The sequence below is a fragment of the Corynebacterium amycolatum SK46 genome (assembly GCF_000173655.1).
In the GTDB taxonomy this organism is placed as follows: Bacteria; Actinomycetota; Actinomycetes; order Mycobacteriales; family Mycobacteriaceae; genus Corynebacterium; species Corynebacterium amycolatum_A.
The window spans coordinates 1-23,818 of record NZ_ABZU01000022.1; the positions used below are offsets into that span (position 1 = coordinate 1).

Sequence of the window (23,818 nt, forward strand, 5' to 3'; positions counted from 1 at the left end):
GCTTGTGTTGAAACAGGGCAGATGCTGAGCTGAGGTTGTTGGCTTGTCCTTTAACTCTCCCGTAACCCTGTCCGGCACTTATGGCTAGGTTTCGGGGACTTATCGAGGGATTCCCCTGACTTATCGATGGTTTTTCGGCACTTATGCGCACGCTGTGGGCCAGGCCCTCTCACTTGTCGATGCGCTATTCACTTGTGGACACGCTACAGCGCATCGATAGGTGAATAGCGTGGCCACAAGTCGTCGGATGCGTCGGCTAGCTGGCATTGCAACTGGCTCGCGTTCCCGGGCTGGTAATTAACCCCGACCTACCGCCAAAACTTGGTCATCCCGCGCTTGTCCTCCATGTTGAACTCGATCATCTTGGCCAGCAGGTCGAGCGGCATGGACTCGGCCTTACCGTCCTTTGGCCAGGGAAAGCGGACCATCATTTTTCCGTAGGAGAGGCCGTGGGCATCGAACTCGTCGGAGAACTTTTCAATACCAGCGCGTTCCGGGGCAATCGCCATGTGTTTCTTGGCGTAGGAAAAACCGATGATGAACGTTCCGCCGAGCGTGAACATCGGTTGATTCCAGGCGATGCGAACGCCCAGTTCCGGGTACTTTTCGTGAACCCATTCCAACACCTCGAGGGCAACTGCGCGCTGCGTGTCATCATCTACCCGCGAGAGGTGGTCGGCGAAGAACTCGGCGATGGTTTCGTCGGTCATATGCTGAACAGCCACGGTCCGGATTTTACCGTGCCGTCAACTAACACTGTGCCCTTAACTAACACCGTGCCATCAACTAACATGACTCCGAGTGGCTACAGATTTGAATACTCAGTTTGATCCCAAAAAGGCGTGGCCTGCGCTGTGGACCGTGTTGCTCGGCTTCTTCATGATTCTGGTCGATGCCACCATTGTCACTGTTGGCATCAACACCATCCAGCATGAACTGGGCGGTGAGCTCAACCAGGTCATGTGGGTGACCAGTGGTTATCTGCTGGCCTATGCTGTGCCGTTGCTTATTACCGGCAGGCTCGGTGACCTCTGGGGAGTCAAGCACACCTATGTAGCGGGCCTGGTTATCTTCGTGTTGGCGTCGCTGGCGTGTGGGTTGGCGCCGTCGTTAAGCATGCTGATCATTGCCCGCGTGGTGCAGGGACTGGGGGCCGCGCTGCTGACGCCGCAGACGATGGCGTTGATTACGCAGATGTTTCCGCCGGCGCATCGTGGTGCGGCGATGGGGCTATGGGGTGCGGCGGCCGGAATTGCCTCGCTGACGGGGCCACTGGCCGGCGGCATTTTGATTCAGCTGCTGAGCTGGCGCTGGATCTTCCTTATTAATGTGCCGATTGGCCTGGTCGGGCTTGTCTTTGCGTTCCGCTACTTGCCGGCCTTTGAAACGCACCGCAACAAGATTGACTATCTCGGCGTCGTGCTCAGTGCGATTGGTATGTTCCTGCTAGTCTTCGGCATCCAGGAAGGCGAAAGTGCCGGTTGGGCAGGCTGGATCTGGGCGCTGATTGTCGCTGGTGCGGTGGTTCTCGGTCTGTTCACCGTGTGGGAGAGCAAGACGATGGCCGAACCGCTGATGCCGTTGTTGCTGTTCAAGGATCGAAACTTCACCATCTCCTCATTGGCCATCGCCGTGATGGGCGCGCTGGTGGTCGCGGTTGGTTTCCCGATCATCCTCTTCGCCCAGAATGCTCGCGACCTGTCGACCATCCAAGCCTCACTACTGCTCGTGCCGCAGGCACTCATCTCTGGTGTTATGGCGCCGTGGACCGGGCGAATGCTGGATCGGCTGAAGTTCCGCGAGTTCGCGCTGATTGGTTTTGGGTCCTCGCTGGTGGGCATGCTCGGGTTCCACTACCTCATCCACGAGGACCTCTCCGTGCTGTGGCTGCTACTGCCGGGCGCCGCATTCGGTGTGGCAAACGCGTTTATTTGGGGCACGCTGTCGACGGCCGCGACCCGCAACATTGACCCGACCCTCGCCGGTGCCGCCTCCGGTGTCTACAACACCATCCGCCAGATTGGCAGTGTGCTGGGGAGCGCGCTGATTGCTACCGTCATGGCTGCGGCGCTCAGCAGCAACCATGGCGACTTCACGACCGCCATGAGTGACGCGATGTGGTTGCCGGTGGCACTGTCGGCCCTGGGTGTCGTGGCGGCGCTGGGGCTTAAGAATCCGAAGTAAAACGCTCCACCATGTAGTCCGCGATGCCGACGGGATCGGCTAGGAAATCCCTGGTCGCCCGTACCGCGAGGGTGTCTTCGAAGTGGGTGGTGTCGGCGTCGTCAAGCGAAATGATCGTTGCTTCCGGCGCGGCGAGCAGGATGGGGGAATGCGTCGCCATGATGATTTGTGCGCCGGCTTCCGCGAGCGCGCCGAGGCGGCCGAGGAGTTCCAGCTGGCGCAGTACCGACAGGCCGGCTTCGGGTTCGTCAAGGAAAATCAGCGATTCGGCACCGAAGCGACGTTTGGCCAGCGCCATGATGGATTGGCCGTGGCTCATCTGGGTGAGGTCTGCCATTTCTCTGCCACCTGGTAGCGGCCCAAGCGACTCGTAATAGCGCGCGAGGTTCAGGTGCGCGTCGCCGCGAAAGAAAAACGTATCCGGGGGATTGCGCCTGGTCAGCGCCAGTGGAACCGGGGAGGTGCGCTCTTGCGTCTTGTACCGTGAGCCGCCGTCCGTATCGACACCCATCGCCGACGCCAACGCCTCCAGCACTGTCGACTTTCCCTTGCCGTTTTCGCCGGTCAGGATGGTAATCGGCGTGGTGAAGGCCATGGGGAAGGGCAGGGCGAGCTTTACGACGTACGCCGGGAGCTCGGCATCATCGTGAATACGGGCATGACGGAGATAGATCATGGTTGCGGTAGCTGGTCGAGCTGTTTGAGCAGTTCAAAGCCGTCTGCGCCTTCGATGAATGGGACCTCCTTGTTCTCCAGTTTTTCAATTGGCACCGCCGTGCCGTGGGAGAGCACGTGCTCGCTGGGAGTGAGGTTGCGGATCGCGATGGCCGCGACCTTGTCCGGATGTTCCGCCGCGGCCGTGCCGTAGATAAGCGGATCGTATTGGCCGTCGTCGCCGACGAGGATCCAGTTGATCTCGGGGAAGTCAATAAACAGGTCCCGCAGCCGCACCTTCTTATGTTCCTTGCCCGAGCGGAATAGGCCGGTGGGTGTTGGCCCCCAATCGGTGAGCAGTAGCGGTCCCTTCGGCAGCTTGTTGCGGTACAGGAATTCTTTTAGTGTGCCGAAGGTGTTCCACGCGCCGGTAGAGAGATAGATGACGGGAACGTCCGTGTCCTCGTCGATTTTGCTCGCGTAACGACGGCGAAGTTGCGCATAGAATTCGCTGAAGCCAGCGACGGCCTTGCGCTCGTCTGTCTCTTTGACCCAGGAGTTGTAGGCGGCGATGAGGGCGCGCGGCAGCATGGTGACCAACACGGTGTCATCAATATCGGAGACGATGCCGTATTTGGTTTCCGGGGAGACGATAAGAACCTCTGCGGGAGTGTCGTTGATGGTGATCTCGTGCCAGCCGGGTTCGAGGCCGTGATTCCGAACCAGCACCTCGATGTAGCCGTTGCTATCCGTGGTGGTTTCCACCGTGCGATTGCCGGCAGTGATGGTGACGGGAAAGTCCGCGAGTTCGACGGTAAAGAACTGCCAAAACCCGCGTTTTTTGTTTCGTTCTTCGTCTCGTTTTTTGGCCGGATCCTTCAGGAGGACACGGCCGAATACGCGAACGCGCTCTGCATTTCCGTACCCGGTGAATCCGATGATTTCCGGTTCCCAACCAGCGTTTTTGGAACGCTTGGCGGCCAGCGCGTTGATTCTTCTCTCGGTCTTGCGGACGACATCTGCCACGGACATGCTTTCCAGGATACGGGTTGACAGGGCGGGGGAGGGTGCGCGTAGGTTGGTCGGCCAAGAGAAAAGTCAACCCTTTAGGAGTGTTCTCTTTTTATGCGTTTTTCCGGTAAGTTCATCGCATCCGCCGCCGTGGCAGCAGGCATGATTGCTGCCCCGACCGCCGCCGCTAACGCTGCATCAGTTAGCGCCTGGGATCAGGTTGCGGCATGTGAGTCCGGCGGAAATTGGCAGACCAATACCGGTAACGGCTACTACGGCGGACTGCAGTTCTCGCAGCAGACCTGGAGCGGCCACGGCGGTGATCAGTACGCACCAACGGCTGACCAGGCCACCAAGGAGCAGCAGATTGAGATTGGTGAGCGTGTGCTTGCCTCCCAGGGTGCTGGCGCATGGCCGAACTGCGGTGGCCCGCTGGGTTAATCCTCCCCATCATCAAAGACTAGATCTGGCACCGCCGCGAATGACAGCCACCACTTCATGTAGTGGTCATGGCGTGCTTTCGTCTTCTGAGTAGCGCGCTTGTCAAAAGTCTGTCGCCCGAACCCGGCTAATGGTCCGGCCGGGACGGTCGCCGCGGTAATGCCGTCGGCAGAGGACCACACCTCTGAGCCGTCCTCATAAGCCGTGATATCCCAGAGCTTGTGGGTTTTCAGGTTGTGGTGCTTCCGGCATAGGCAGTGCAGATTCTGTGTGTCGGTGGGGCCACCGGCTTCGGGGTCTTCCTGGTTGTACGGTGCGATATGGTCAATATCGCACTTGTACGCTGGGACTTCGCAGCCGGGGAAGCGACACGTGCCGTCACGACCGTGGACGCGGGCAACCTGCGCTGGGGTTGGGCGGTAACCATTGGTGGCGCTGTCTGCTGAGAGGCGGACATGCGTCACCTTTTGCATCCACTCTTCCGTGACCAGCGCGCCTAGCCAGCCGGCACCGTCCAGCCAGGCGTCATCACTGTGGGGTTCGCGGAAAACATTGAGCACAACCTCCGCATCGGTGCGCTGGTGAATCAGTTCCACAAATGCATCCGCCTGTGTCATTTCTTCATTCGCGCGGAAGACCGTTTCAATTGCGCACATGGCGAAGTAGGCGCGGTCCGGGCGCAGCGTGAGAATGATTTGGGAGTAGCTGTCGGGGCGTTCCACCAGAGTCACCGATTCCGTATCGGTGATGGTGGGAATTGTGCCGTCGGCGCGAGCACGGTCGTCCAAATCCGCAGCAATATCACCAATTTTGGTAGTGAGCGTGCGAGGGCCAATCATCGCTTGACGACGCTTCCGTGGCGTAACCAATGCCAGAATTTTCTTCTCCGCATCGGGTATTTGATCCGGCTCGATGCCGACCACGCCATGTGCAATGATGCCGAGTTGCCGCATGGACAATGCACAGCTTTCCCGGGCGTAGGCCGCTAGCTGAGGCATTTTCTCCAGCAACAGGCCAATGTCACAGATACGCAGTGCTTCACTGCGGGTGATTCCCAGGCGAACGCTGATGCGAGCGGCATGGTTTTCAACGTCATCATCGCCTGCAGGGCAGCAGGCTTCAATCAACTCAAGGTGGGTGCGGTTAGTAGCCCGCGCGAGTGCTGAGAGCTCATCTTCGGGATTCTCATGAGCCCAATATGGTTCGGGTACTTGTTCGGACTTCATTGGATCCCCCTGGTGTTCCAATGGTTGTCGGTTTTCTTTCGAACTTACTTGCTATCGTACAGGTGCCGTTCTGGTCTGTAAAGAGAAATGATGAGAGATTTTGAATGGTTTTTGTAGGTGTCGGCTGACTACAAAAGCGCTTGTTACCAGGTTGTTTGCGGGTTGCGCATGGAGGGTTGCGGAAAAATATAAATAAAACACCCGTTCGAAAATGGAAGCTTGATAATCTCGCATCTATAAAGGCGGAGCTGTAAGAACCAGTGCAGAAACCAGCGCAGAAAACGGGGCAAAACCATGATCATTCGGCAAGCAACACGGGAGGACGCCGAGGCCGACGGGCTCATGCCTCAATGAAAGGCTGCCACCGAAGTGGCAGCAACCGTCTACGGTTTCGCAGCAGCGCTCGGTGTCCTCGGCGTGCCTCAATGAAAGGCTGCCACCGAAGTGGCAGCAACATTACCGAACTGCAGGAAACCGCCCTGCGCGTCCATGCCTCAATGAAAGGCTGCCACCGAAGTGGCAGCAACTACCCCACAGGCTGACGATGACGCGACGACGAAAGCGCCTCAATGAAAGACTGCCACCGAAGTGGCAGCAACGCCGTCTGGCTCCCACTGGTTAGCGAATACGTTTGCGCCTCAATGAAAGGCTGCCACCGAAGTGGCAGCAACCGACCGCCGCCATCGACGCAGGGTACCCCGACGTGCCTCAATGAAAGGCTGCCACCGAAGTGGCAGCAACCTGGGATCGGTGCCCCGCGACGGCGATGCAGCGGTGCCTCAATGAAAGGCTGCCACCGAAGTGGCAGCAACTGTGGTGATGGTGACCCCTAACTCTTCGGCTAGTTGATGCCTCAATGAAAGGCTGCCACCGAAGTGGCAGCAACCGACGACACCGGCCCCGACGGGACGGCCCCCGTCGAGCCTCAATGAAAGGCTGCCACCGAAGTGGCAGCAACTTGTTTGCCATGTTTGCCGCTTCTGCTGGGTCAGCCGCGCCTCAATGAAAGGCTGCCACCGAAGTGGCAGCAACACCTCTGTCGTGAAGGCGGCGAAGGCTGGCGAGAAGCCTCAATGAAAGGCTGCCACCGAAGTGGCAGCAACAGCCCCCTCGAATATAGCCCGCTGAACAGGCTTTTCAAGAAGGTTTACGAGTATCCTACCTCTGGCCTTCGTCGGCACGGCATTTCAACATGCGGAAGACACGGAAAAACAGTGTTTACCTGCATGTTTTGAGGGGAGAGCATCCACTCTCGTTGTTGGAGAGTAAGGAATGCTCGTTAGACGATTAACGGTCCACTGCCGGTAACCTTGCGTTCTTGCCCAAGGTAAGAGTAGTGAGTTTCGCTGAGGTGGGAGACTAGCCCCAAGTCACAGAAGAGGATTGAGTCTTCCCGGTTGTTTATTATCTTTCGCACTTCCTCTTTGAGACGAAGTAGCGCAGCTGGGTGGATATCAATAACAAAGACGCTGTACTGGACTCGATCACCGTAGCTTTCTAGCGTCGTGGCCACTTTTGTTCTCCTCCGATCATTCTGGATGTCGTAGGTGATAATGGTGCGACGGGTGTCTTTTCGCATCAGCGTGTCACGATACCTTTGTACGACGGTTGCGTTCCATCGATGACTCCGAGCAGCATTCGTGCTTGTACTTCGATGGCTCGACGCCATGTCACTTTGTATCCAAATGTTGGATGCGTGAATTCTTCTTCAAGACGGTTTTCAATTGATCGGACTATGGCCTTTCTGCCATCATCGGAAAGCCTTAGAGCCTCACCATTCCTACTGAATCCGCGTAGCGGGAATGCCAACTTATTCAACATCCCAATGACGGCTGAATCAGCGACGATTGGTCGGAACTCCTCCATCAGGTCAAGTGCCAGAGCCGGTTTGTTTCGGCTACTACTGTGTAAAACACCGGCATGGGGATCTAGTCCGCACGAGACAAGCGCACGGATACATTCGACCGTCAACATTCCATAGGCATAATTCAACAGAATATTGATGGGATCTGTTGCACCTCGACCGTGTCTACCAACCCATTCGAAGGAGTATTTCTCCATTGCGCGTATTTTGACTAATCCACCAAAATTCGAGAAGTAGTAGCTAGCGCCCTCTCCTTCAATCCCAAATAGTTGGTTTATGTCGGTGCACTCCAATGCAGCGCGAGCCAACTCACGCAAAATTGTTGTATCGGGTGTTGTACGGGAATTCCTTCGTAGAAACGTTGCCTGGTTTTGTAACTTGGCAAAAATCATTTTCTGGGCAATTGGGAGATAACCGTTTTGAAAAAGAACGTGTTGTCTCATTCGCGAAGCACCATTGGGGCCATCGGCTGGTTGCGACCACCCATACACACGTCCTGTAGAAGAACACCACACTACAGGGTTTCGTCGCCACAGCATCTGACGAAGTAATGCTGCAGAAATATCAATGTTGCCGTGGACGACAATGCCGTCGACTTGTTCGGTGGCGACCGTCGCTAACTCTTCCTTGTGCTTAGAAATGCGAACTCGACCACGGGGCAATGAGACACGACTACCAGGGACCGTAACGTGCAGAAGCTGACCACCTGAATTGGCAGCGCGGATACGCCGCCGCACTGTTTTCTGCTGACGTTCGTCTGGGAGGCATACTGATAGGTGGGAGCATGAATTGCAGCGGGCATCATCGATATGTGGGGCAGGAGCATTCCTTGACTCGACGATTTCCTGTGTCTGGGCCACGTAATCAAGCGCTGTTTCACGGAGGTGACTGGAAAGGTCCACCGGGATGGTTCGGTTGTGATCCGTGAATCGGACTGAGGCACCGGAAACCAAGAACCCGCTTTCTTCGAGGCACAATGCTTGAAGAGCAAGCTGCACCTTTTGAGCTTGGGTCACTGTGGCAGTTTTTCGAAGGGGCGTTGCCTTGTACTCAACCAGGCGTACGGAGACGTCATCTGTATGGACGAGGTCCGCTTTGCCAACCAGCCCATGTGTATCTGAGCGCAGGGTTAAACTCCGCAGTTCGTTGGGGCGCGATTGCCCTGGGCTATCTACTCGACGATGGGCCGAGTATCCTGCCTCCATCTGATAGGTATCCGTCTTCTCACCATTGGCTTCGAGCCATGTTCGTCGCGGACAAAATACAGTGTGACATACAAGGCTGATTGGTAGGTATTCGGTATCGGGAAGAGTCATAAGACCACCAGGTTTCCGTTGAGGACTTGGCGTTCAGGTGCAGAAGCGCTGCCGGCTTTTAGAATGGAAAAGACCGCCACGGCAGGCACGCCACGATTACGTAGCCAGATTTTCCCAGCCTCGGGTGCGCTGAGTCGATTACCGTTCATTTCGAGCACAGACTTGGCTACTTCATCGAGCTGCTTTGACAGCAGTATGCTGCGCAGCCGTTCGCTTGTGACCGGAGTTGTGGGGACTGGCAACACCATCCAGTTAGGATGTGTGATGTTTTGTGGATAGGCTCCTGGGGTTACGCTGAGCGCATCGATATTCCGGATTGGTGGCACCATACTCATTCCGAGTAAAGCAGCGAAAGCCAATGCATTATCTGTCGGTCGTGGGGCGGTAAACCCTGATGCGCTGCGCGAGTCAGCTTTGTTTTTTCCGATAACATCATTGAGAATCTTTCCTTCCAGGCCCCCAAGAATCTGCCCCACGGACCACACGGCTAACTCGGTTACTAACGGTGCCAGGCGATGGACGATAAATTCTTCCCCGCGGTTACGTGTTTTCATCTCCCATCGCGAAGCTCCCTCGTCTGGACGTGGAGAATTGGATTCTTGACGCCAATACGCTGCTTCACCTAATCCTTGGATGAATTGGAGAGCCATGGAATCAGTGGATAAAGAATCCAGGTAGTTGTTGCGAAATGAACTGTGTCGTTCCCAGACTAAAGAATCGCCGAACTGTTTGATGCGCGGCGAGAAAGGTGATCGCGCTACGGTTTGTTTTCCATCGGGATATTCCATTGTTGCCTGTGCCCAGGATTTTCGGTCCGCCCAGCGCTGAGCAATAGCACGCAACGCCGTTGCAACATCGGGTGGCGCGCATCCATCAATTTCAAGAATTGCTCGTGGGTAGGCCTCTTCGGTAAAAAAGACACGTGACTCAGCGCCATCAATATCTGAGTCAATGAGAAGAGCTAGGCCATAGGTCGCGAAATGTGTCAACGCGCTTGACACATTTCCGGCAATTAACATGCGTTGCGTCACTTCGTCTCCTTCGAGATCTGGGCATCAGCAGCACGTTCAACTGCCTCAGCGAAAGACACCGCGTAATGGCCGTATTTCCGATTCGTCCGCATAATCAACGAGTCCCAACCACCTGTAGTGAATAAGTGCTCAGCAATATCACGCAAAATGGCATCGTTTTCCTCATTAAGAATTTCTGCACCTACGTGAGGAAAACTCAGTCTTCCTCGCCCATGGCTCGTCCCGACTACTCGCAGTGCTATTTCATTGTCAGAGGCCAATCCGTGTTTTTGTGCGAGTAGTAGTGCAGACAACTGTTCATGGCGCCACCCTGCGGGTAGCCCACTGAGCATGTGCGCCCGGTGCACCTCTTGTTTTGTCCGTTCGCGACTTTTCGCAAGTTCCGCTTCGTCCTTGATACGGCCTAGCATCGCTTGGAATCGTGGGTCAGATTTACCATCGTCGTGGTGCAGTGCAGCCCGCTCGATCTGTTCAGCGTAAGGATTTGTGATTCCAAGTGAATCTGCAATGAGCCGGGCACGTTCCGCTACCTCCTTCTGATGTTCCTTCAAAAAGACGGCACGGGTAGACGGTGTCCACTCTTGCAAAATCTCTGAACCTACTGCTACCAGGGGCTTCAGGGCGTACCAGGCAACGGCATCACGGCGATTCGAGTCGACTATCGTCTTTGACAAGACGACTTCCCAGTTCTGCATATCCACGCCGAGTTTTTCTGCGGCCTCAGAGGAATTTAAATTGACGAGCTGGCGGAATATATTTTTCTCTGCTTCGCTGTCACTCGGTGAGTGCACTTTTATTAGGGGGCGCGAGGCGTCGTCGATGACCACCTGACGTGGGGGGTCATCTGACGGGTGTTCATCAACAACAAATTCAGTTGTGAAACGTAGCCCTTCGTCGACGATGATGATGTCACCCGGTTTTAATCCGTCCTCAGATGCGTCAAAGGTGAAAACATCGTCGTCACGGTATAAAAATACCCGCAAGTTTCTATCACGTTGGAGGATACTTCGAATCTCAGAAAACTTGGCGGGGAAGACTTCCTCCGCAAACGGGGGAAACTCCTTCAGAAGTTCGAGGGTTGCTATGCCATCAGTCGGAAGATTGTCGCGCACAACAATTCCTAGTGCCTTTGTGTCATCTTCCAGACTGTCGCGCAGCCAAAGCTCCAGGCTTGGTTCCGCGACAAGAGGGTCAGAAGTTCGGGATAAGAAATCAAGGTCAGCTAGTTCAATTCGCTGCTCGACTACCCTGGACAGTTCGCTGGGAGGAGGTGGAATCTTCTCCAGGACAGCGGGAGACGCAGATCCTGCCTCTTCGAGTTTTTCTGCCCATTGCCTTGCGGAGCACATGTCGCTAGCGGAATAGGGCGGTGCATCTTTGGTGACTTTTTTATCTATTGGCGGACCTATAACGATGATGTCGGCATTGTCATATTTACCGAGCCGGTTAGTTCTCCCGAACCGTTGCGCAAGCGATGAAGAGGGAGCTAATTCGGTGACAAGGGATGTAAAACTTATATCTATGCCTACTTCAAGCGTTTGTGTGGCAACAATGACATCCACCGTTGAGTCTCCGGTTACGGTGAAGGCATTTGGGTGTTTCTTACGCAGCTGCTCAAGGTCCCATGGCCTCATTCGTCCGACAAGGGTCAAGGTCGTGAGACCTGCTTTTCGCAACGTAGAGGCAATGGAAGTGGCGGTCTTTATATGGTTCACTATGATGCCGACAGTGGCGCCATGTGTGTTGTGGAGGCGCTGAGCATGTTCGACTGCAGTATTAATAACTTGCAAGTTTTTTGGGCGCCCGTCCCACCGATTGACCGGTACGTATGTGAACTTTTTGTTCGCGAAGAAACGCTTGCGCAGCAAAGCATCGCAGTCGCCCGATAGTTCCCGTGCGCGTACAGCAACTGTTGCCGCGGTATCCTCATCGGTGGCTACTGTCGCAGAGGTTTCCGTAACTTGCAGTGTTGGCACACCGATGTGCTGTTCCCGTCGTTGCAGCTGGGCAACCCTACGTGCAGTGGCTACCAGCTGTCTGCTTAGGTGGGACTCGTCAACGACAACAACCGAATCCATCCCGACCAAGGCGGTTTCTCTCGGCCGAGCGTATTTGCTTGAACCATAGCCGCGGAACAGCAGGCGAGAGCCCCACATATCTGGAGTCGCGGCAATTACACTGCACGCAGACAGCTCCTCAAGTGGGAGAGTCCTTGTGGGAAGCTCTCCTCGTAAATGACCCACTTCCAGCGGAGTGTCATCGCAGTCTCCCCGCAACTTGCACAGTGCCTCAGCTACTTCCTGGAGGATTGGGTTTTCGGTCTCCCCTTTCATCGCCATCTGTAGTAATTTCTTGATGCGCTGCGCGTGATCCGCCTGGTTATCAACAAGAGCGCGACGGTTGACCACGGTGTGCAGCCGGCGAGGAATCCGAGGTCCATCAGCCGATGCCACCGCATTAGCGAAGATATGAATATCGACAACCGCAGATTTCCCGGCCCCAGTGGGAGCCGTCACCTGACGTGGCCATTCTCCATGGTCAAGGATGTAGCCGAGTAATTCTTCTTGCCAGGTAAAAGGAGTGTGTCCATTGTTTACAGCAGCAAAAAACTCGGCGAAGCGTGATCTTTTCACGGTTTGTTCAGGCATCCCGCATTCCTTCCATGAGTCGCGTATACTCCTCGAGCTTTACGTCGTGCGGTACAAGTAAGCCGCCACCCATGTGCCGAGACTGTCCGATAGCGACCATGCCAGTTTCCGGGTGTAGGCCTCCGAGATCAACGATGCCGGACCATGGTTGAATGCTTACGGATTTCGGCATGGTGTGCGCGTAGTCGCGAGGTTTCCCGGCCACCGTCTTCGCCTTTAGGATGCGGCACCCTAGTTGGTGTGCGGTGTCACGTGCGTTCAAATAGAGCGTTTCGTGTCGACCAGAGAATTCGAGGTCATCTTTGAATGTGAATGCAACAGACAAGAGCCCGGCGTCACGTAGATTCCATCTCCGCCCCAGTTTTTGCTCGCTTACCGGGCGCGTATCGGGCACCACTGGTGTAGCGGTAAACCATAAACGTTTCATTCCTGTTTCCGGTTCTGGCCAAAAATCAGTGGCGGGAACGGAATGTCCATTAAAGGTCACTTTCCGTTTGCCTAACCGTCGTGACCATAGTCCGTTCTTGGCTACAGAGGGCAGCGCCGTCGTCAACTGCTTCAAATCTAGCTCCTCTGCACTGCGGGGAATAAGAAGCATGACCACACCGTGGTCATAACCGAAACGTTTCGCTTCTACGCGGGGTAGATAATGCACGGCAAGATGATTTGCCGGTCGATTCGATAGGGACTTTGGGTACTTGCCGGTAATCATGGGGGAGGTACCGTAGCCTACGGCAGCAACAATTGCCCGGTGGACTACCTTCGCCAGTTCCACCCTAAGGTGAACTGGGACTTCGGCTCCCGGCAAACCAAGGAAAACGACATGCATCCACGGCCCTGTGGTCGGCTGCTGTTTGACACCCGCATAGCGATGTCGAGTAATGAACTCTCGGGGCACCGGCGGAGCAACTGGAAGTTCGGACTTACTGTACTTCTCGGTTTTGGGGGGCTTCTGTTTGCGTAGATTCTCGAATTGATTGAGAAGATAAGCTGTGCGACCTGGTGAAGGACACTCCAACCCAAGACCACCTCGCTTAAAGGGGGAAGATGTCTTATCGAGTACTAGTGTTGGAGTGACTTCGCCCGGCTCGACAACCGCGATGCTTTCGGCTTCGCCGATGTAGGCAATGTCCCCCGTAAGATCCTCGATAGTTGAAGCGATTCTCACCGGGACGTTGTTCCACATGAACCCAAAGTGGGAGGCGACTGTCACACCGTCAGAAATTGCACGTTCTTCTGTGCGGTGCTTAAAGTTCACAGAACTGACATTGCGGTAGATGAATCTTCTGTGCGCAGGATCAAGCCAGCGATGTTCAGGCACCTCGATGCCGTCGGGGGCGTGCTGTTCCAGCCACTTGAGAGCAGTAATCGATTCTTCCGAGGGACGTAAGAACCCTTTTGCGGTGCGAATAGCGGCTGTTCCCCTGCCTGCAGAATTGAGCAATGCAGAGTGTAAACGTGCTGGCTGAGGCATAAGTTCAGGGCTTTTGTCGGGGGAATGCCCTTGATAGATGCCTCTGAGGAACCGCACACGCAGAGCAAGCGTGGTGGTTTCCATGGTTATGCCTCGGATTTCTCAATAGCGCCGCTCAGGATTACTGGGTCTCCCTGGAATTCAAGGACCTGTCCATGCCAGTCAACGACACCGGCAGAAGTAGCCTTGTCCAGAGCTTCTGCAAGCAATGCGTCAGAGGCTTCCACCGTGAAGGGTTTGAGATTCTCGGTTTCTCCGAAGCGCTTGTCCAGAGTGACCACAGGAACTCCGGATTCAACTAGGTGGCAGTTGGCTCGAAGGTATAACTCTTCTTCGGCTCGAGCTATGAGTGCGACACCGAGAGCAGCTAGGAGGGCACGGCCGGCAATGTCCTGCTCCACCGTGCCACCGAAACGTAGCTGGCGTAGCGTTGCAAAGCTCAGAACCCACGAACGAATGATGTTGCGGCATGAGACTCCGCCGAGAGATTCGAGCGTGGGAGGAATTCCGCCTAGACCCAGGGGTGATGCGGAGATGAGTTCACCTTTTTTGGCTTTCTTGACTTGATTTTCAAATTTGTCAACCAGATTCGGGCTTAGCTCATCGCGTTGCGCATCCACCAGTTTTTGGGCATCAGTCGGAGTGAGGCGCACGCTCATCGCTAGCGGATCGACACGTGCTCCACCTCGTAGTGATTGTTGCTCTTTACCGCTGCATTCCTGGTCTGCCAGGACACCGATGACTTCGCCAACAAGGGCACTGGGAAGCCGTAGCTGCCCCTTGGGGCGGGTGGAATCCCAGGCACCGAAGACGGCGGCGATTGGAGCAGCATTAACCAGCGCTGTGATGTTGTCCGTGGTGGCATTGCGGACTTCTTTATAAGCAGGGTGCTTTGTTGCTTCAACTCCATCAATCGTGGCTGCTCGCAGGTGACCATCAGCAAACCGGTGGGGAAGCTGAAGGTCGGAAAATTCCTCCCCACTTGGGTAGGTCACACGCATACGTGGCATGCGAGAAAGAACCCTGTTTCCTGCTTCAATGTCGTGTGCGAGAGCCAACTCAGCACGGTTATTGGCGGACTGCTTTGAATCAATTATCACCACAGTCTGCGGTTCACCGTCGATGTAACGGGTTTCAAAAGCGAAAACCGATTCTTGCCGGTCAACGAACTTCGCGGGAGCCACCGACGCGTGTGTTCCTGCCGCAGGCTGTAAATTGGTGACCGATGTCAAGGCGTTGGCTCCGCCACGTGAACACGCTTCTGAGAGTTTGGAATAGGTCAACACGGTTCCTCCTAAAAAGGTGGTCAATAGCTGTTGGGAGAATATTCGGGGAAATGAGTCCGACGTTATCCTTTGGGTTTGTAATCAAAGACGTGTCGTCGTAACCCCAATCTAGCAAGGTTGGGAATGCCAGTGTTTTCATACTTTCAACGGTTTATAGAAAGTAGCTAGAAGAGTCTCGTGCACCCTGATGTCTTATTTCCAGTGCGAGCCCGGGGGAGCGGTCGATTTCTGCCGTTTGCCAACGAGTGATTGGTGCGGGCCAGCTTCTCGTAGACGAGTGGTAACGTGACGTCAAAAAGGAAAGCCTAACTTTCCACCGTCTATAGAAATCTTCAATGAAAGGCCACGTTACCTTGCGTACATCATACGCATGGCAGCAGGCGTCCCACTGGCAGGATGTGAGTTTTAATTCGCCAGGGGAGATCGGTCGGAGAAGATATCGCTAAGACCGTTTAGCTAGCGGGGCTGTCAACTTTGGGATTTTCAACCCCTATCAGACGCGGATATCTAGCTAGAAGTCCCAGATTGCTACTGTTTGACCGAAGTTCGATTTGGGCGAGGTAGAAAACAGCGCAGACAACGGGGGAGCAAAACCATGATCATCCGACAAGCAACGCGGGAGGACGCCGAGGCCATCGCGGAAATCTACAACGAGGCCGTAAGCAACACCGTCGCCATCTGGAACGATGGCACGGTCAGTGCGGAGAATCGCATTGCATGGATGGAAGCTCACTGGGACAAGGATTACCCGGTTTTCGTCGCCACGCTTGACGACGAAGTCGCTGGGTATGCCACCTTTAGTGACTTTCGTGACTTCGACGGGTTTCGGTACACAGTGGAAAACTCCATCTACGTGCATCCGAACTTTCAGGGCCGGGGCATCGGCGGGAAGCTCCTGCAGGTGACCATTGATGCTGCTCGGGAGGCGGGAAAGCACGTTTTGGTGGCAGCAATCGACGGCAGCAACGAGGGGTCGATTGCGCTGCACGAAAAATATGGTTTCCAGCGCGTTGGGCTATTGCCTCAGGTAGGGACAAAGAACGGGCGTTGGTTGGACATGTTGTTAATGCAGGTCATGCTGACAGACGAGCAGCCACCCGCTCAGCCGCGCGCTTAGCGAAGGGGCCAACACCCATAATCGTGGCTGCACCGGGGCCAACCCAGTCGCCGTAGCCGACGAACTCGATGAGGTCGGAGTCGACGCTGCGGAAGGGGCTGAGCGCGGGGCGGAAACCGGTGCACCAGATGAGGTGGTCCGCGTGGACGTCGTCAAGCGAAGAGAACATGGGTGTCCAGGTGAGGGCACCGGAGTCGCGGGCTTTGCGGACGGACGGCAGGACAACGATGTCGCCGATACTGTCGGAGGGGCCGGGGTCGGGTTCGCCACGTGCGATGGCGAGTGCTCGCTGACGGTTGCGTTTGAACAGGACGCGGCCGTCGACGTCGTCGGGCATCCAGCGCGGTTCGTGGCGGGTGAACCAGGTGGTGTCGATGCCGGAAAGTACCAGTTCAGCGGCAATTTGGGCGCCCGAGTTCGCCGCGCCAACGACGGCAACGCGGGAACCGTCGAAGGGTTCGGGGCCTGGGTAGTTGGCCGAATGCCACTGCTTTGCGGAGGTCGTGCCGGGGTAGTGCGGGACGAAGGGGCGGTTGCCGGTAGCGGCGATGAGTTGGTGGGACTCGAAGTCTCCGGCATCGCTGGTGAGGTGGAAGGTGCCGTCGTGGGTGACGTGGGTGACGTTAACCGGGCGTTGAACGCGCAGTTCGTAGCGCTTTTCGTAGGAGTTGAGGTAATCAATCACATGGGAAGCGGGCGGGAAGCCGTCATAATCGGGCATCTGGATGCCCGGAAGGTTGGAGAAACCTGAGGTGGAAAACAGTGTCATCGAGGGCCAGACACTGCGCCACGAGCCGCCGGGAGCCGGCTGATTATCCAGAATAAGCGGATCAATGCCGTATTTGCGCAGGTAGTAGGCGGTAGCGAGGGCAGCTTGGCCGCCTCCGACGATGATGACATCCTCAAGCATGGTTCCAGCTTAACGACGAGCGCTGTGGTGATCCGCCACAGTAATACTGTGGCAGTGAAGAAAAGTTTTTCAATATTGGTCGCTGCGGCCTGGGTGGTGGTTAAGCTTGCCCTATGGATACTTTCGATAAAGAAACGAATGTGTTAATTGTTGGCGGCGGCTTTTCCGGCATGGCAACAGCCGTTGCGTTGCAAAAAGAGGGGATTAACGACTTCCACATTATTGACCGTGGTCATGATTTCGGGGGCACGTGGCGGGATAATTCCTACCCAGGGGCTGCCTGCGATGTTCCGAGCCATTTGTATTCACTCTCGTTTGCTCAGGATTTCGACTGGTCCCGCAGCTTTGGCACGCAGCCTGAAATTTATGAGTATCAGCGTGAGGTTGCAAGGAATCATGGGCTGTACAGCAGCGCTCACTTTAAAACCGAGATGGTCGATGCCCGCTGGGACGACGACGCTGCCCGCTGGGTCGTGGTAACTGAAGACATCGACTCTGGTGCCCGAACCACATGGGCGGCCAAGGAGCTGGTGCTGGGGGTGGGCGCTCTATGTGAGCCGCGTATGCCTGACATCCAGGGCATTGAGACCTTTGCTGGGGAGGTTTTCCACTCCTCGCGCTGGAATCACGAGGTTGACCTCCGCGATAAGCGAGTCGCCATCATCGGCACTGGTGCCTCGGCAATTCAGATCATCCCCAAGATTGCGCCCATTGTTGGCCGCCTCGATGTGTACCAGCGCACCGCGCCCTACGTGATTCCGCGCCTGGATCGGAATTACACCAGCATTGAACGTACGGCGCTTCGTAAAATCCCTGGGCTACGCCGAGTTGTGCGTGCTCAAGACTGGTTTTTCCGCGAGCTCCAGATTCCCGGGTTAACGCGGGACAGCCGCTTCATGACGCCGATTAAATTTCTGTCGCAGGGGATGCTGCGCATGCAGGTGAAAGACCCTGAGTTGCGCGAAAAACTGACACCGAAATTCACTATCGGCTGCAAGCGGATGCTGATTTCGAATACGTATTTCCCCGCAATCGCCCGGGACAATGTGGAGCTTGTCACGAGTCCAATCGACCGGGTCGGTCCGCATTCGATTACTACAGTCGACGGCACTGAGCGCACGATTGACGTGCTAATTATTTGCACCGGATTCCACGTGACGGATTCACCGGCGTTTGACCTGGTACACGACGGTAGTGGACAGTCCCTAGCCACCAAATGGCAGCGTGAGGGTATGAGCGCCTACAAGGGTGCCACCGTGCCAGGTTTCCCCAATATGACAATGATTATGGGACCTGCCACAGGGCTTGGGCATTCGTCCATGATCTACATGATCGAGTCGCAGGTGAAGTACTTTGTCGAAATGCTCAAAGCCAAAAAACGTGCCGGGGTGAACGTCGCGGAAGTCCGCGAGCAGGCATTTAATAAATGGAATGACTGGGTGCGGGAGCGGGTGAAGACAACAGTTTGGATTACCGGCTGCGGTTCCTGGTATCGCGACGCCCACGGCAATGCCCCGGCCGTATGGCCGAGCTGGACTTGGCTATTTAGGGCCAAGACCAGGAAGTTCGACGATGGAGCCTATGTGCTCAGTCGTTAGCTACGGTCGCGGCTGTGCACTGGCCATAATGGCAGCCGCGACTTGTCGAGCATCATCGACCATGGGCACGTGGCCGAGCTTGGGTAGTAGGTGGAGCTCAGCATTGGGAAGCACGTCGTAATGACGCTTCCAGCCTCGAATGAGAGTCAGATCCGTGGTGCCCCAATAGCACGTCTGAGCTGCCTCGCCGGTATCGGCGGAAAAAGAGAACTCAGTGTCGAGCGCGGACAGGAAGATATTGTTCTTGAGCAGCCCCGCGGCATCCCGGCTGACCTGCTCAGGCGACAATTTCCAGGGGCGTGCGGAAAACATTCCGAACATCGCCGTACGACCCACTTTTGTTTTTGCCATTGTCGGAAGCAGCTTTCGAAGCACCTTGGCAGTGCCATACAAAACCAGGAATTGGCTGGCAGTGCGGATTTGGTCGAGTTTGCCGTGGAAAAAGCCGGCGGGGTTAAAAGCCACCGCCGATGCGGCATATCCCTGACGTGCAAGTTCAAGGGCGAAGTAACCGCCCAGAGAGTTTCCTGCGATATGCGGTTTTGCATCGGCGTCGGGAAACGTGGTGGATAGCTCATCCAAGAAAGCGCGCAGTTCGGCCAGCATGCGCTTGCCCATGTCCTCGCTGGCGGAGGTTTTGAGTGTTGGCCGCCCCGATTCGCCATGCCCAGGAAGATCCACAGTGATGACGCGGAAATCGTCGACTAGGTGCGCAATTACATCATCCCAGGCATGCCGCGAATGGCACACACCATGAATTAGTACCAAGATCGGGAGGTTGGAACCGCGGTGCTGGTGTAGCGAATAGGCAATCGCTGTCTTGTCCGAGTGGTGATTCGTGGTGAGGAAGTTACTAGTCGTGGAGCCCATTCACCGATAATACACTGAGCAAAACTAAAAATTCCGCGGTTTTCGCGGCGGCAGCTGTACTACCGTTGAGCACCATGAGCTCGCTGTTTGATCTTTCGGACAAGCCCATCGGCGAACTGTCCGGTTACCAGCGCACATTCGCGCCGGGCAGGCTAACTGTGGGGCTCAGTCTGCCCATCGAGCAGGATGCCGAAGCAGAACCCAAGGACGCGCTGAGCAATCAGATTCGGCTGATTCAGAAAGCCGAACGCGCAGGCATCGCGGCGGTGTGGGCGCGCGACATCCCGCTGCGCGTGGAAACATTCGGCGACGTCGGCCAGGTCTACGACCCCTGGATGTACCTCAGCTACATCGCCGCACACACCACCGACATCGCGCTCGGCACGGGTGCCATCGTCGTGCCCTTCCAGCATCCGTTGGTGATGGCTAAGCGCGCTGCCACGCTGGACAGGCTTTCCGACGGCCGTTTCCTCTTCGGCGTTGCCACCGGCGACCGCCCCGAGGAGTTCCCCGCCTTTAACCAGGACAAAGGCAAGCGTGGCGAGCGTTTCCGCGAGCACATCGAGGTCTATGAAAAGGCCCTCAGCACCAGTTACCGGCCTATCCGGTGGTCCGAGGGCAAGATGGGCGGATCGGACGTGGTGCCCAAACCGCTGGCACGCCGAGTTCCGCTGTTGGCCACCGGCTCCTGTCAGCAGAGCCTGGAGTGGAAGGCCGCGCATACCGACGGGTGGTTCATGTACCACAAGGGTTTGGAGATGCAGAAGAAAAACATCGCCAATTGGCAGGAAGCGGTGGCTCAGGAGTGCGGCGAGGACGTGTTCAAACCCTTCCTGGAATCACTGTGGATTGATCTGCATGAAGACCCCGACGCACCTGCGCAGGGCGGTCACTTCGGTTACCGCATTGGCCGCAACAAGCTCATCGAACTGCTGCACTCCCAGCGACAGCTCGGCATCAATCACGTCAGCATCAACTTCCGCACCTCTAAGCGGGATGCGGAAGAGCAGATTGATGAGCTGATTGAGTATGTGCTGCCGACGCTCGATACGCCAACTGAATAGACGCCGACTACACAGACTCCGTAGCGCCCTGCCACTGATTGATCCCGCGGTCGACGGCCCACTTGTCGATCTCCGCGAGTTCTTCATCGCTAAACGGCGCAGCGTCCAGGGCGCCGAGGCTGTTTTTCAGCTGCTCCACCGAGGATGCACCAATCAGAGCGGAGGTCACTTCGTCACGGCGGAGAACCCACGAGATGGCCATCTGTGCCAGAGACTGGCCTCGTCGTAAAGCAATGGCGTTGAGCTCACGGATGGCGGTGAGCGTGTCGTCGTTGAGGAACCCCGAGTTCATCTTGTGCGCGCCGAGGCGCGAGGACTCCGGCACGCCATCCAAGTAGCGATCGGTGAGAAGACCCTGCGCAAGCGCGGAAAAGGCGATGACACCCATGCCTTTGTCGGCGCAGGTTTCCAGCAGTTCGTCCTCGATCCAGCGGTTGAACATGGAGTAGCTCGGCTGGTGAATGGTCAACGGAGTGCCCAGCTCACGGGCAATTTTCTGTGCACGGCGAGTCAGCTCGGGGGAGTAGGAGCTCACGCCGACGTAGAGCGCGCGTCCCGAGCGGACGAGGAAGTCGAGGGCGGCGACGGTTTCCTCGATAGGCGTATCCGGGTCGGGGCGGTGGTGGTAGAAAATGTCCACATAATCCAAGCCCATGCGCTTCAGCGAGGCATCGCAGCTGGCCACGAGGTATTTCCGCGAGCCGCCGAAGCCGTAGGGACCATCCTGCATGTACCAACCGGCCTTCGAGGAAATGATCATTTCATCGCGGTAGGGAGCGAAATCCTTGGCCATGATGCGACCGAAATTCGCCTCCGCAGAGCCCTGTGGTGGGCCGTAATTGTTGGCGAGATCAAAGTGCGTGACGCCGTGGTCAAACGCGGTGCGCAGGATTTCACGCTGCGTCTCGAGCGGCCGGTCATCACCAAAGTTATGCCAAAGTCCCAGCGTAATGGCTGGAAGCTTTAGCCCCGTGTCGCCTGAGCGGTTGTATGGCATCGTCTCATAGCGGTTGTCATTGGCGCGGTACACGTCTGGATAAGCCATGTCTTCAAGGGTACGCGGGCTTTACGACGAATAGTTGCGCACGATGTGGCCGACAACGGGGCGCGTGGCCAAATGGTTACCCCTGGAAGTTAATAAAAGTGAGCTTGCTGGGGAACAAGTGAGGCGGTTCGTCCGACTAATAGAGCATGACTTCAATAGCCACAGGCGATGCCGCTGGAACGCCAGCCGCAAACCCCGTCGCACAGACTCAGAAAAATGGTGGGCCACGAGCATTACTGCACCGAATCCATGTCGTTGCAGGCATCCTCGTTGCGCCGCTACTCGTTATTGCAGCTGTCACAGGCGTGGCGTATGCCCTCGCCCCGAGCATAGAAAAGGTGGTTTACCACGAAGAACTAACTGCAACTTCAAGCCTTCCCGCACAGCCTCTGGAAAAGCAGGTTGAGGTCGCGCAGCGCGTGCATCCTGAGCTGCCGGTGACCGCAGTGCAGGTCCCGGAAAAGCCGGGACAGACAACGCGAGTCATGTTCAACGATGAGCAGTTGAAGTCGGAGTCCTACCGACATGCGGTGTTCGTCGACCCAGGCGACCTGAGCATCAAGGGCGACCTGGTGCAGTACGGCTCCTCGGCGGCGCTGCCACTGCGGGCCTGGATCTCGGAAGGCCACCGCAGGCTCTGGATTGATAGCAACTTTGGTCGCCTCTACTCCGAGACAGCAGCATCCTGGATGGGTGCACTGGCTATTGGTGGCCTTTGGCTTTGGTGGGATCGCTCGCGCCGCAAGCGGACACAGGGAACAAGTAAGAGGGCGCATCATATGCGTCGTCACGCGAATGTTGGTGTGGCGGTCAGCGTTGGACTTTTGTTCCTGACCGTCACCGGCCTGACGTGGTCGTGGGTGGCTGGAACGGGTATTGCTAAGCTGCGCGAGACGATGGACTGGTACGCGCCGAAACCAGCCATAACTGCAACTGCGCCAGCGAATTATGACTGGTCAGAGGCGAATAGTGTTATGAACCTCGCACGTGCCGAGGGGCTGTCCGGGAAAGTCGAACTGACACCACCGGAAGCTGGCACGGTGTGGATGGCCAAGGAAGCCCGCGAGGAATGGCGGATGGGCATTGAGACCGTCACCGTTGACGGGTCGACCGGAGCGATGGTCGATCGGATCCATTTTGCGGACTGGCCGCTGCCGGCGAAGCTGACCGAATGGCTGATTAACGCGCACATGGGAATCCTGTTTGGGTGGGTGAATCAGCTGGTCCTGGCGCTGATCGGTGTTGCTCTGCTGGCGATGATTGTGCGCGGCTACGCCATGTGGTTTGGACGCGGTCGAGGTGGTCGCCCGGGCAGGTTCCCGGCGCCAACGCGCTGGCGAGATATTCGTCCGGGTGTTGCAGCGGCTGTTGTGGCGCTGTTGATTGCCTACTCGGTAGTTGCACCACTGTTCGGTGTGACGCTCGTTGGCTTCGTGATTATTGATTGGGCCTGGCGGAAGCTCCGGAGAGGTTAGTGTAGGTTCTGTCGCCTTCGGGTTCCCTGCGTGAGCGGGGATGTTCCGGGGGCAGGGAAACGTCGCGTAAGGCTGACTCGTTTTCCCAACTTTGAAGAGAACACCGATGTTCGAAAACCTAATCCGGCCATCCTGATAGGTTTCCCGTGAGGGCAGGAGAGGTTTCTAAAACCGCGTCGCACCGCTTAAAGGAGCATAGATGAGTGCAATTATTCACGTCATCGCTAAGCAGTGGGAAAAAGGATGGGATTTGATTCTGGATGAAGACAATGTCACCAGTGTTTCTCACCTTGACAATGCCGAGCAGCAGGTGCGGGACTATCTCGACACTATTGAGCCAAATGTAGATCACAGCAGTATTGCAGTCAGCATCAAAGTTTCCCCTGAACACGAGCCATAAATAGCAATCAATGTGCAAACTCGTGGCGTGAAGTTTCTAATGTCCCAAATCAGGTCTGGGACCCCTGAATTGTCGCTGGAGAGGTTAGCGGAGGTTCTATCGCCTTCGGGCTCTCCCGCACGAGCAGGGCAATTCCGGTTTGATTATGAGGAGGATAGTATCCCCGCACAAATACGCAGGAGGGTAAGCGCATGACGAAGTACT

20 protein-coding genes and 1 CRISPR repeat array are annotated in these 23,818 nt (G+C 56.3%); of the genes, 7 read left to right on the top strand and 13 right to left on the bottom strand.

Annotated features, from left to right (window positions below):
• Positions 1-308: 308 nt before the first annotated feature.
• The gene (locus tag CORAM0001_RS10070; RefSeq protein WP_005511837.1) at positions 309-725 is read right to left on the bottom strand and encodes an iron chaperone; all 417 of its coding nucleotides are present in this window, start codon (positions 723-725) and stop codon (positions 309-311) included.
• Between the two features lie 76 nt (positions 726-801).
• On the opposite strand from CORAM0001_RS10070, the gene CORAM0001_RS10075 reads away from it, so the two are divergent.
• Positions 802-2,184 (top strand): DHA2 family efflux MFS transporter permease subunit, encoded by a 1,383-nt coding sequence (locus CORAM0001_RS10075; protein WP_005511829.1) that lies wholly within the window; start codon positions 802-804, stop codon positions 2,182-2,184.
• Here CORAM0001_RS10075 and CORAM0001_RS10080 read toward each other — a convergent pair.
• On the bottom strand, positions 2,168-2,860 hold the full coding sequence (locus CORAM0001_RS10080) for an AAA family ATPase (RefSeq protein WP_005511842.1): 693 nt from the start codon (positions 2,858-2,860) through the stop codon (positions 2,168-2,170). The two genes, CORAM0001_RS10075 and CORAM0001_RS10080, sit on opposite strands and share 17 nt — an antisense overlap.
• Positions 2,857-3,870 (bottom strand): App1 family protein, encoded by a 1,014-nt coding sequence (locus CORAM0001_RS10085; RefSeq protein ID WP_005511818.1) that lies wholly within the window; start codon positions 3,868-3,870, stop codon positions 2,857-2,859. The genes CORAM0001_RS10080 and CORAM0001_RS10085 overlap by 4 nt, the downstream gene beginning before the upstream one ends.
• Positions 3,871-3,963: 93 nt before the next feature.
• Between CORAM0001_RS10085 and CORAM0001_RS10090 the strand changes: the two genes are divergently transcribed.
• A complete protein-coding gene (locus CORAM0001_RS10090) occupies positions 3,964-4,290 on the top strand; it encodes a transglycosylase family protein (RefSeq protein ID WP_005511827.1) in 327 nt (108 codons plus the stop codon).
• Here CORAM0001_RS10090 and CORAM0001_RS10095 read toward each other — a convergent pair.
• From CORAM0001_RS10095 to cas7g, 7 genes are all read right to left on the bottom strand, one after another.
• Entirely contained in the window at positions 4,287-5,516 is a 1,230-nt protein-coding gene (locus tag CORAM0001_RS10095) for an HNH endonuclease signature motif containing protein (RefSeq protein ID WP_005511825.1), read from the bottom strand. The genes CORAM0001_RS10090 and CORAM0001_RS10095 overlap by 4 nt on opposite strands.
• A 343-nt stretch (positions 5,517-5,859) precedes the next feature.
• Positions 5,860-6,619: a CRISPR direct-repeat array (repeat unit 37 nt; unit sequence TGCCTCAATGAAAGGCTGCCACCGAAGTGGCAGCAAC).
• Between the two features lie 176 nt (positions 6,620-6,795).
• On the bottom strand, positions 6,796-7,185 hold the full coding sequence (gene cas2 / locus CORAM0001_RS10100) for a CRISPR-associated endonuclease Cas2 (protein ID WP_341864602.1): 390 nt from the start codon (positions 7,183-7,185) through the stop codon (positions 6,796-6,798).
• Positions 7,095-8,696, bottom strand: coding sequence for a CRISPR-associated endonuclease Cas4/Cas1 (locus tag CORAM0001_RS10105; RefSeq protein WP_005511840.1), 1,602 nt, complete (start codon positions 8,694-8,696; stop codon positions 7,095-7,097). The genes cas2 and CORAM0001_RS10105 overlap by 91 nt, the downstream gene beginning before the upstream one ends.
• Positions 8,693-9,727 carry a hypothetical protein gene (locus CORAM0001_RS10110; RefSeq protein WP_005511838.1) on the bottom strand — a complete coding sequence of 345 codons (1,035 nt, stop codon included), beginning with the start codon at positions 9,725-9,727 and terminating at the stop codon, positions 8,693-8,695. The genes CORAM0001_RS10105 and CORAM0001_RS10110 overlap by 4 nt, the downstream gene beginning before the upstream one ends.
• Complete coding sequence (cas3g, locus tag CORAM0001_RS10115) at positions 9,724-12,375, bottom strand: type I-G CRISPR-associated helicase/endonuclease Cas3g (RefSeq protein WP_005511839.1); 2,652 nt, start codon at positions 12,373-12,375, stop codon at positions 9,724-9,726. Before cas3g ends, CORAM0001_RS10110 begins: the two co-directional genes overlap by 4 nt.
• Positions 12,368-13,933, bottom strand: coding sequence for a type I-G CRISPR-associated protein Csb2 (gene csb2, locus CORAM0001_RS10120; RefSeq protein WP_005511841.1), 1,566 nt, complete (start codon positions 13,931-13,933; stop codon positions 12,368-12,370). Before csb2 ends, cas3g begins: the two co-directional genes overlap by 8 nt.
• Positions 13,934-13,935: 2 nt before the next feature.
• Positions 13,936-15,081, bottom strand: a complete 1,146-nt coding sequence (gene cas7g / locus CORAM0001_RS10125; protein ID WP_425265870.1) for a type I-G CRISPR-associated RAMP protein Csb1/Cas7g — start codon at positions 15,079-15,081, stop codon at positions 13,936-13,938.
• 649 nt (positions 15,082-15,730) lie between these two features.
• Here cas7g and CORAM0001_RS10130 point away from each other — a divergent pair.
• On the top strand, positions 15,731-16,252 hold the full coding sequence (locus tag CORAM0001_RS10130) for a GNAT family N-acetyltransferase (protein WP_005511843.1): 522 nt from the start codon (positions 15,731-15,733) through the stop codon (positions 16,250-16,252).
• Here CORAM0001_RS10130 and CORAM0001_RS10135 read toward each other — a convergent pair.
• Positions 16,209-17,162 (bottom strand): NAD(P)-binding domain-containing protein, encoded by a 954-nt coding sequence (locus CORAM0001_RS10135; RefSeq protein WP_005511826.1) that lies wholly within the window; start codon positions 17,160-17,162, stop codon positions 16,209-16,211. The two genes, CORAM0001_RS10130 and CORAM0001_RS10135, sit on opposite strands and share 44 nt — an antisense overlap.
• A 113-nt stretch (positions 17,163-17,275) precedes the next feature.
• On the opposite strand from CORAM0001_RS10135, the gene CORAM0001_RS10140 reads away from it, so the two are divergent.
• Positions 17,276-18,760, top strand: coding sequence for a flavin-containing monooxygenase (locus CORAM0001_RS10140; RefSeq protein WP_005511828.1), 1,485 nt, complete (start codon positions 17,276-17,278; stop codon positions 18,758-18,760).
• Here CORAM0001_RS10140 and CORAM0001_RS10145 read toward each other — a convergent pair whose 3' ends face one another.
• On the bottom strand, positions 18,761-19,630 hold the full coding sequence (locus CORAM0001_RS10145) for an alpha/beta fold hydrolase (RefSeq protein WP_005511836.1): 870 nt from the start codon (positions 19,628-19,630) through the stop codon (positions 18,761-18,763).
• Positions 19,631-19,704: 74 nt separating this feature from the next.
• Between CORAM0001_RS10145 and CORAM0001_RS10150 the strand changes: the two genes are divergently transcribed.
• Positions 19,705-20,694, top strand: a complete 990-nt coding sequence (locus CORAM0001_RS10150) for an LLM class oxidoreductase (RefSeq protein ID WP_005511833.1) — start codon at positions 19,705-19,707, stop codon at positions 20,692-20,694.
• A 7-nt stretch (positions 20,695-20,701) separates the two neighbouring features.
• Here CORAM0001_RS10150 and CORAM0001_RS10155 read toward each other — a convergent pair whose 3' ends face one another.
• On the bottom strand, positions 20,702-21,739 hold the full coding sequence (locus tag CORAM0001_RS10155; protein ID WP_040361931.1) for an aldo/keto reductase: 1,038 nt from the start codon (positions 21,737-21,739) through the stop codon (positions 20,702-20,704).
• A 146-nt stretch (positions 21,740-21,885) separates the two neighbouring features.
• Here CORAM0001_RS10155 and CORAM0001_RS10160 point away from each other — a divergent pair, with 146 nt between their 5' ends.
• Both CORAM0001_RS10160 and CORAM0001_RS10165 read left to right on the top strand, forming a co-directional pair.
• Positions 21,886-23,214, top strand: a complete 1,329-nt coding sequence (locus CORAM0001_RS10160) for a PepSY-associated TM helix domain-containing protein (protein WP_005511832.1) — start codon at positions 21,886-21,888, stop codon at positions 23,212-23,214.
• A gap of 199 nt (positions 23,215-23,413) precedes the next feature.
• Positions 23,414-23,614: a hypothetical protein gene (locus tag CORAM0001_RS10165; protein WP_005511817.1), complete on the top strand. Its 201-nt coding sequence runs from the start codon at positions 23,414-23,416 to the stop codon at positions 23,612-23,614.
• The last annotated feature ends 204 nt before the right edge of the window (positions 23,615-23,818 follow it).

What these genes read in the sequence shown, in the direction of transcription:
- CORAM0001_RS10165 (WP_005511817.1), top strand. Translation starts at nt 23,414, where the DNA reads ATGAGTGCAATTATTCACGTCATCGCTAAGCAGTGGGAAAAAGGATGG.
- CORAM0001_RS10130 (WP_005511843.1), top strand. Translation starts at nt 15,731, where the DNA reads ATGATCATCCGACAAGCAACGCGGGAGGACGCCGAGGCCATCGCGGAA.
- CORAM0001_RS10105 (WP_005511840.1), bottom strand. Translation starts at nt 8,696, where the DNA reads ATGACTCTTCCCGATACCGAATACCTACCAATCAGCCTTGTATGTCAC.
- CORAM0001_RS10135 (WP_005511826.1), bottom strand. Translation starts at nt 17,162, where the DNA reads ATGCTTGAGGATGTCATCATCGTCGGAGGCGGCCAAGCTGCCCTCGCT.
- CORAM0001_RS10095 (WP_005511825.1), bottom strand. Translation starts at nt 5,516, where the DNA reads ATGAAGTCCGAACAAGTACCCGAACCATATTGGGCTCATGAGAATCCC.
- CORAM0001_RS10160 (WP_005511832.1), top strand. Translation starts at nt 21,886, where the DNA reads ATGACTTCAATAGCCACAGGCGATGCCGCTGGAACGCCAGCCGCAAAC.
- csb2 (WP_005511841.1), bottom strand. Translation starts at nt 13,933, where the DNA reads ATGGAAACCACCACGCTTGCTCTGCGTGTGCGGTTCCTCAGAGGCATC.
- cas2 (WP_341864602.1), bottom strand. Translation starts at nt 7,185, where the DNA reads ATGGCGTCGAGCCATCGAAGTACAAGCACGAATGCTGCTCGGAGTCAT.
- CORAM0001_RS10090 (WP_005511827.1), top strand. Translation starts at nt 3,964, where the DNA reads ATGCGTTTTTCCGGTAAGTTCATCGCATCCGCCGCCGTGGCAGCAGGC.
- CORAM0001_RS10150 (WP_005511833.1), top strand. Translation starts at nt 19,705, where the DNA reads ATGAGCTCGCTGTTTGATCTTTCGGACAAGCCCATCGGCGAACTGTCC.
- CORAM0001_RS10155 (WP_040361931.1), bottom strand. Translation starts at nt 21,739, where the DNA reads ATGGCTTATCCAGACGTGTACCGCGCCAATGACAACCGCTATGAGACG.
- CORAM0001_RS10145 (WP_005511836.1), bottom strand. Translation starts at nt 19,630, where the DNA reads ATGGGCTCCACGACTAGTAACTTCCTCACCACGAATCACCACTCGGAC.
- cas3g (WP_005511839.1), bottom strand. Translation starts at nt 12,375, where the DNA reads ATGCCTGAACAAACCGTGAAAAGATCACGCTTCGCCGAGTTTTTTGCT.
- CORAM0001_RS10085 (WP_005511818.1), bottom strand. Translation starts at nt 3,870, where the DNA reads ATGTCCGTGGCAGATGTCGTCCGCAAGACCGAGAGAAGAATCAACGCG.
- CORAM0001_RS10080 (WP_005511842.1), bottom strand. Translation starts at nt 2,860, where the DNA reads ATGATCTATCTCCGTCATGCCCGTATTCACGATGATGCCGAGCTCCCG.
- CORAM0001_RS10140 (WP_005511828.1), top strand. Translation starts at nt 17,276, where the DNA reads ATGGATACTTTCGATAAAGAAACGAATGTGTTAATTGTTGGCGGCGGC.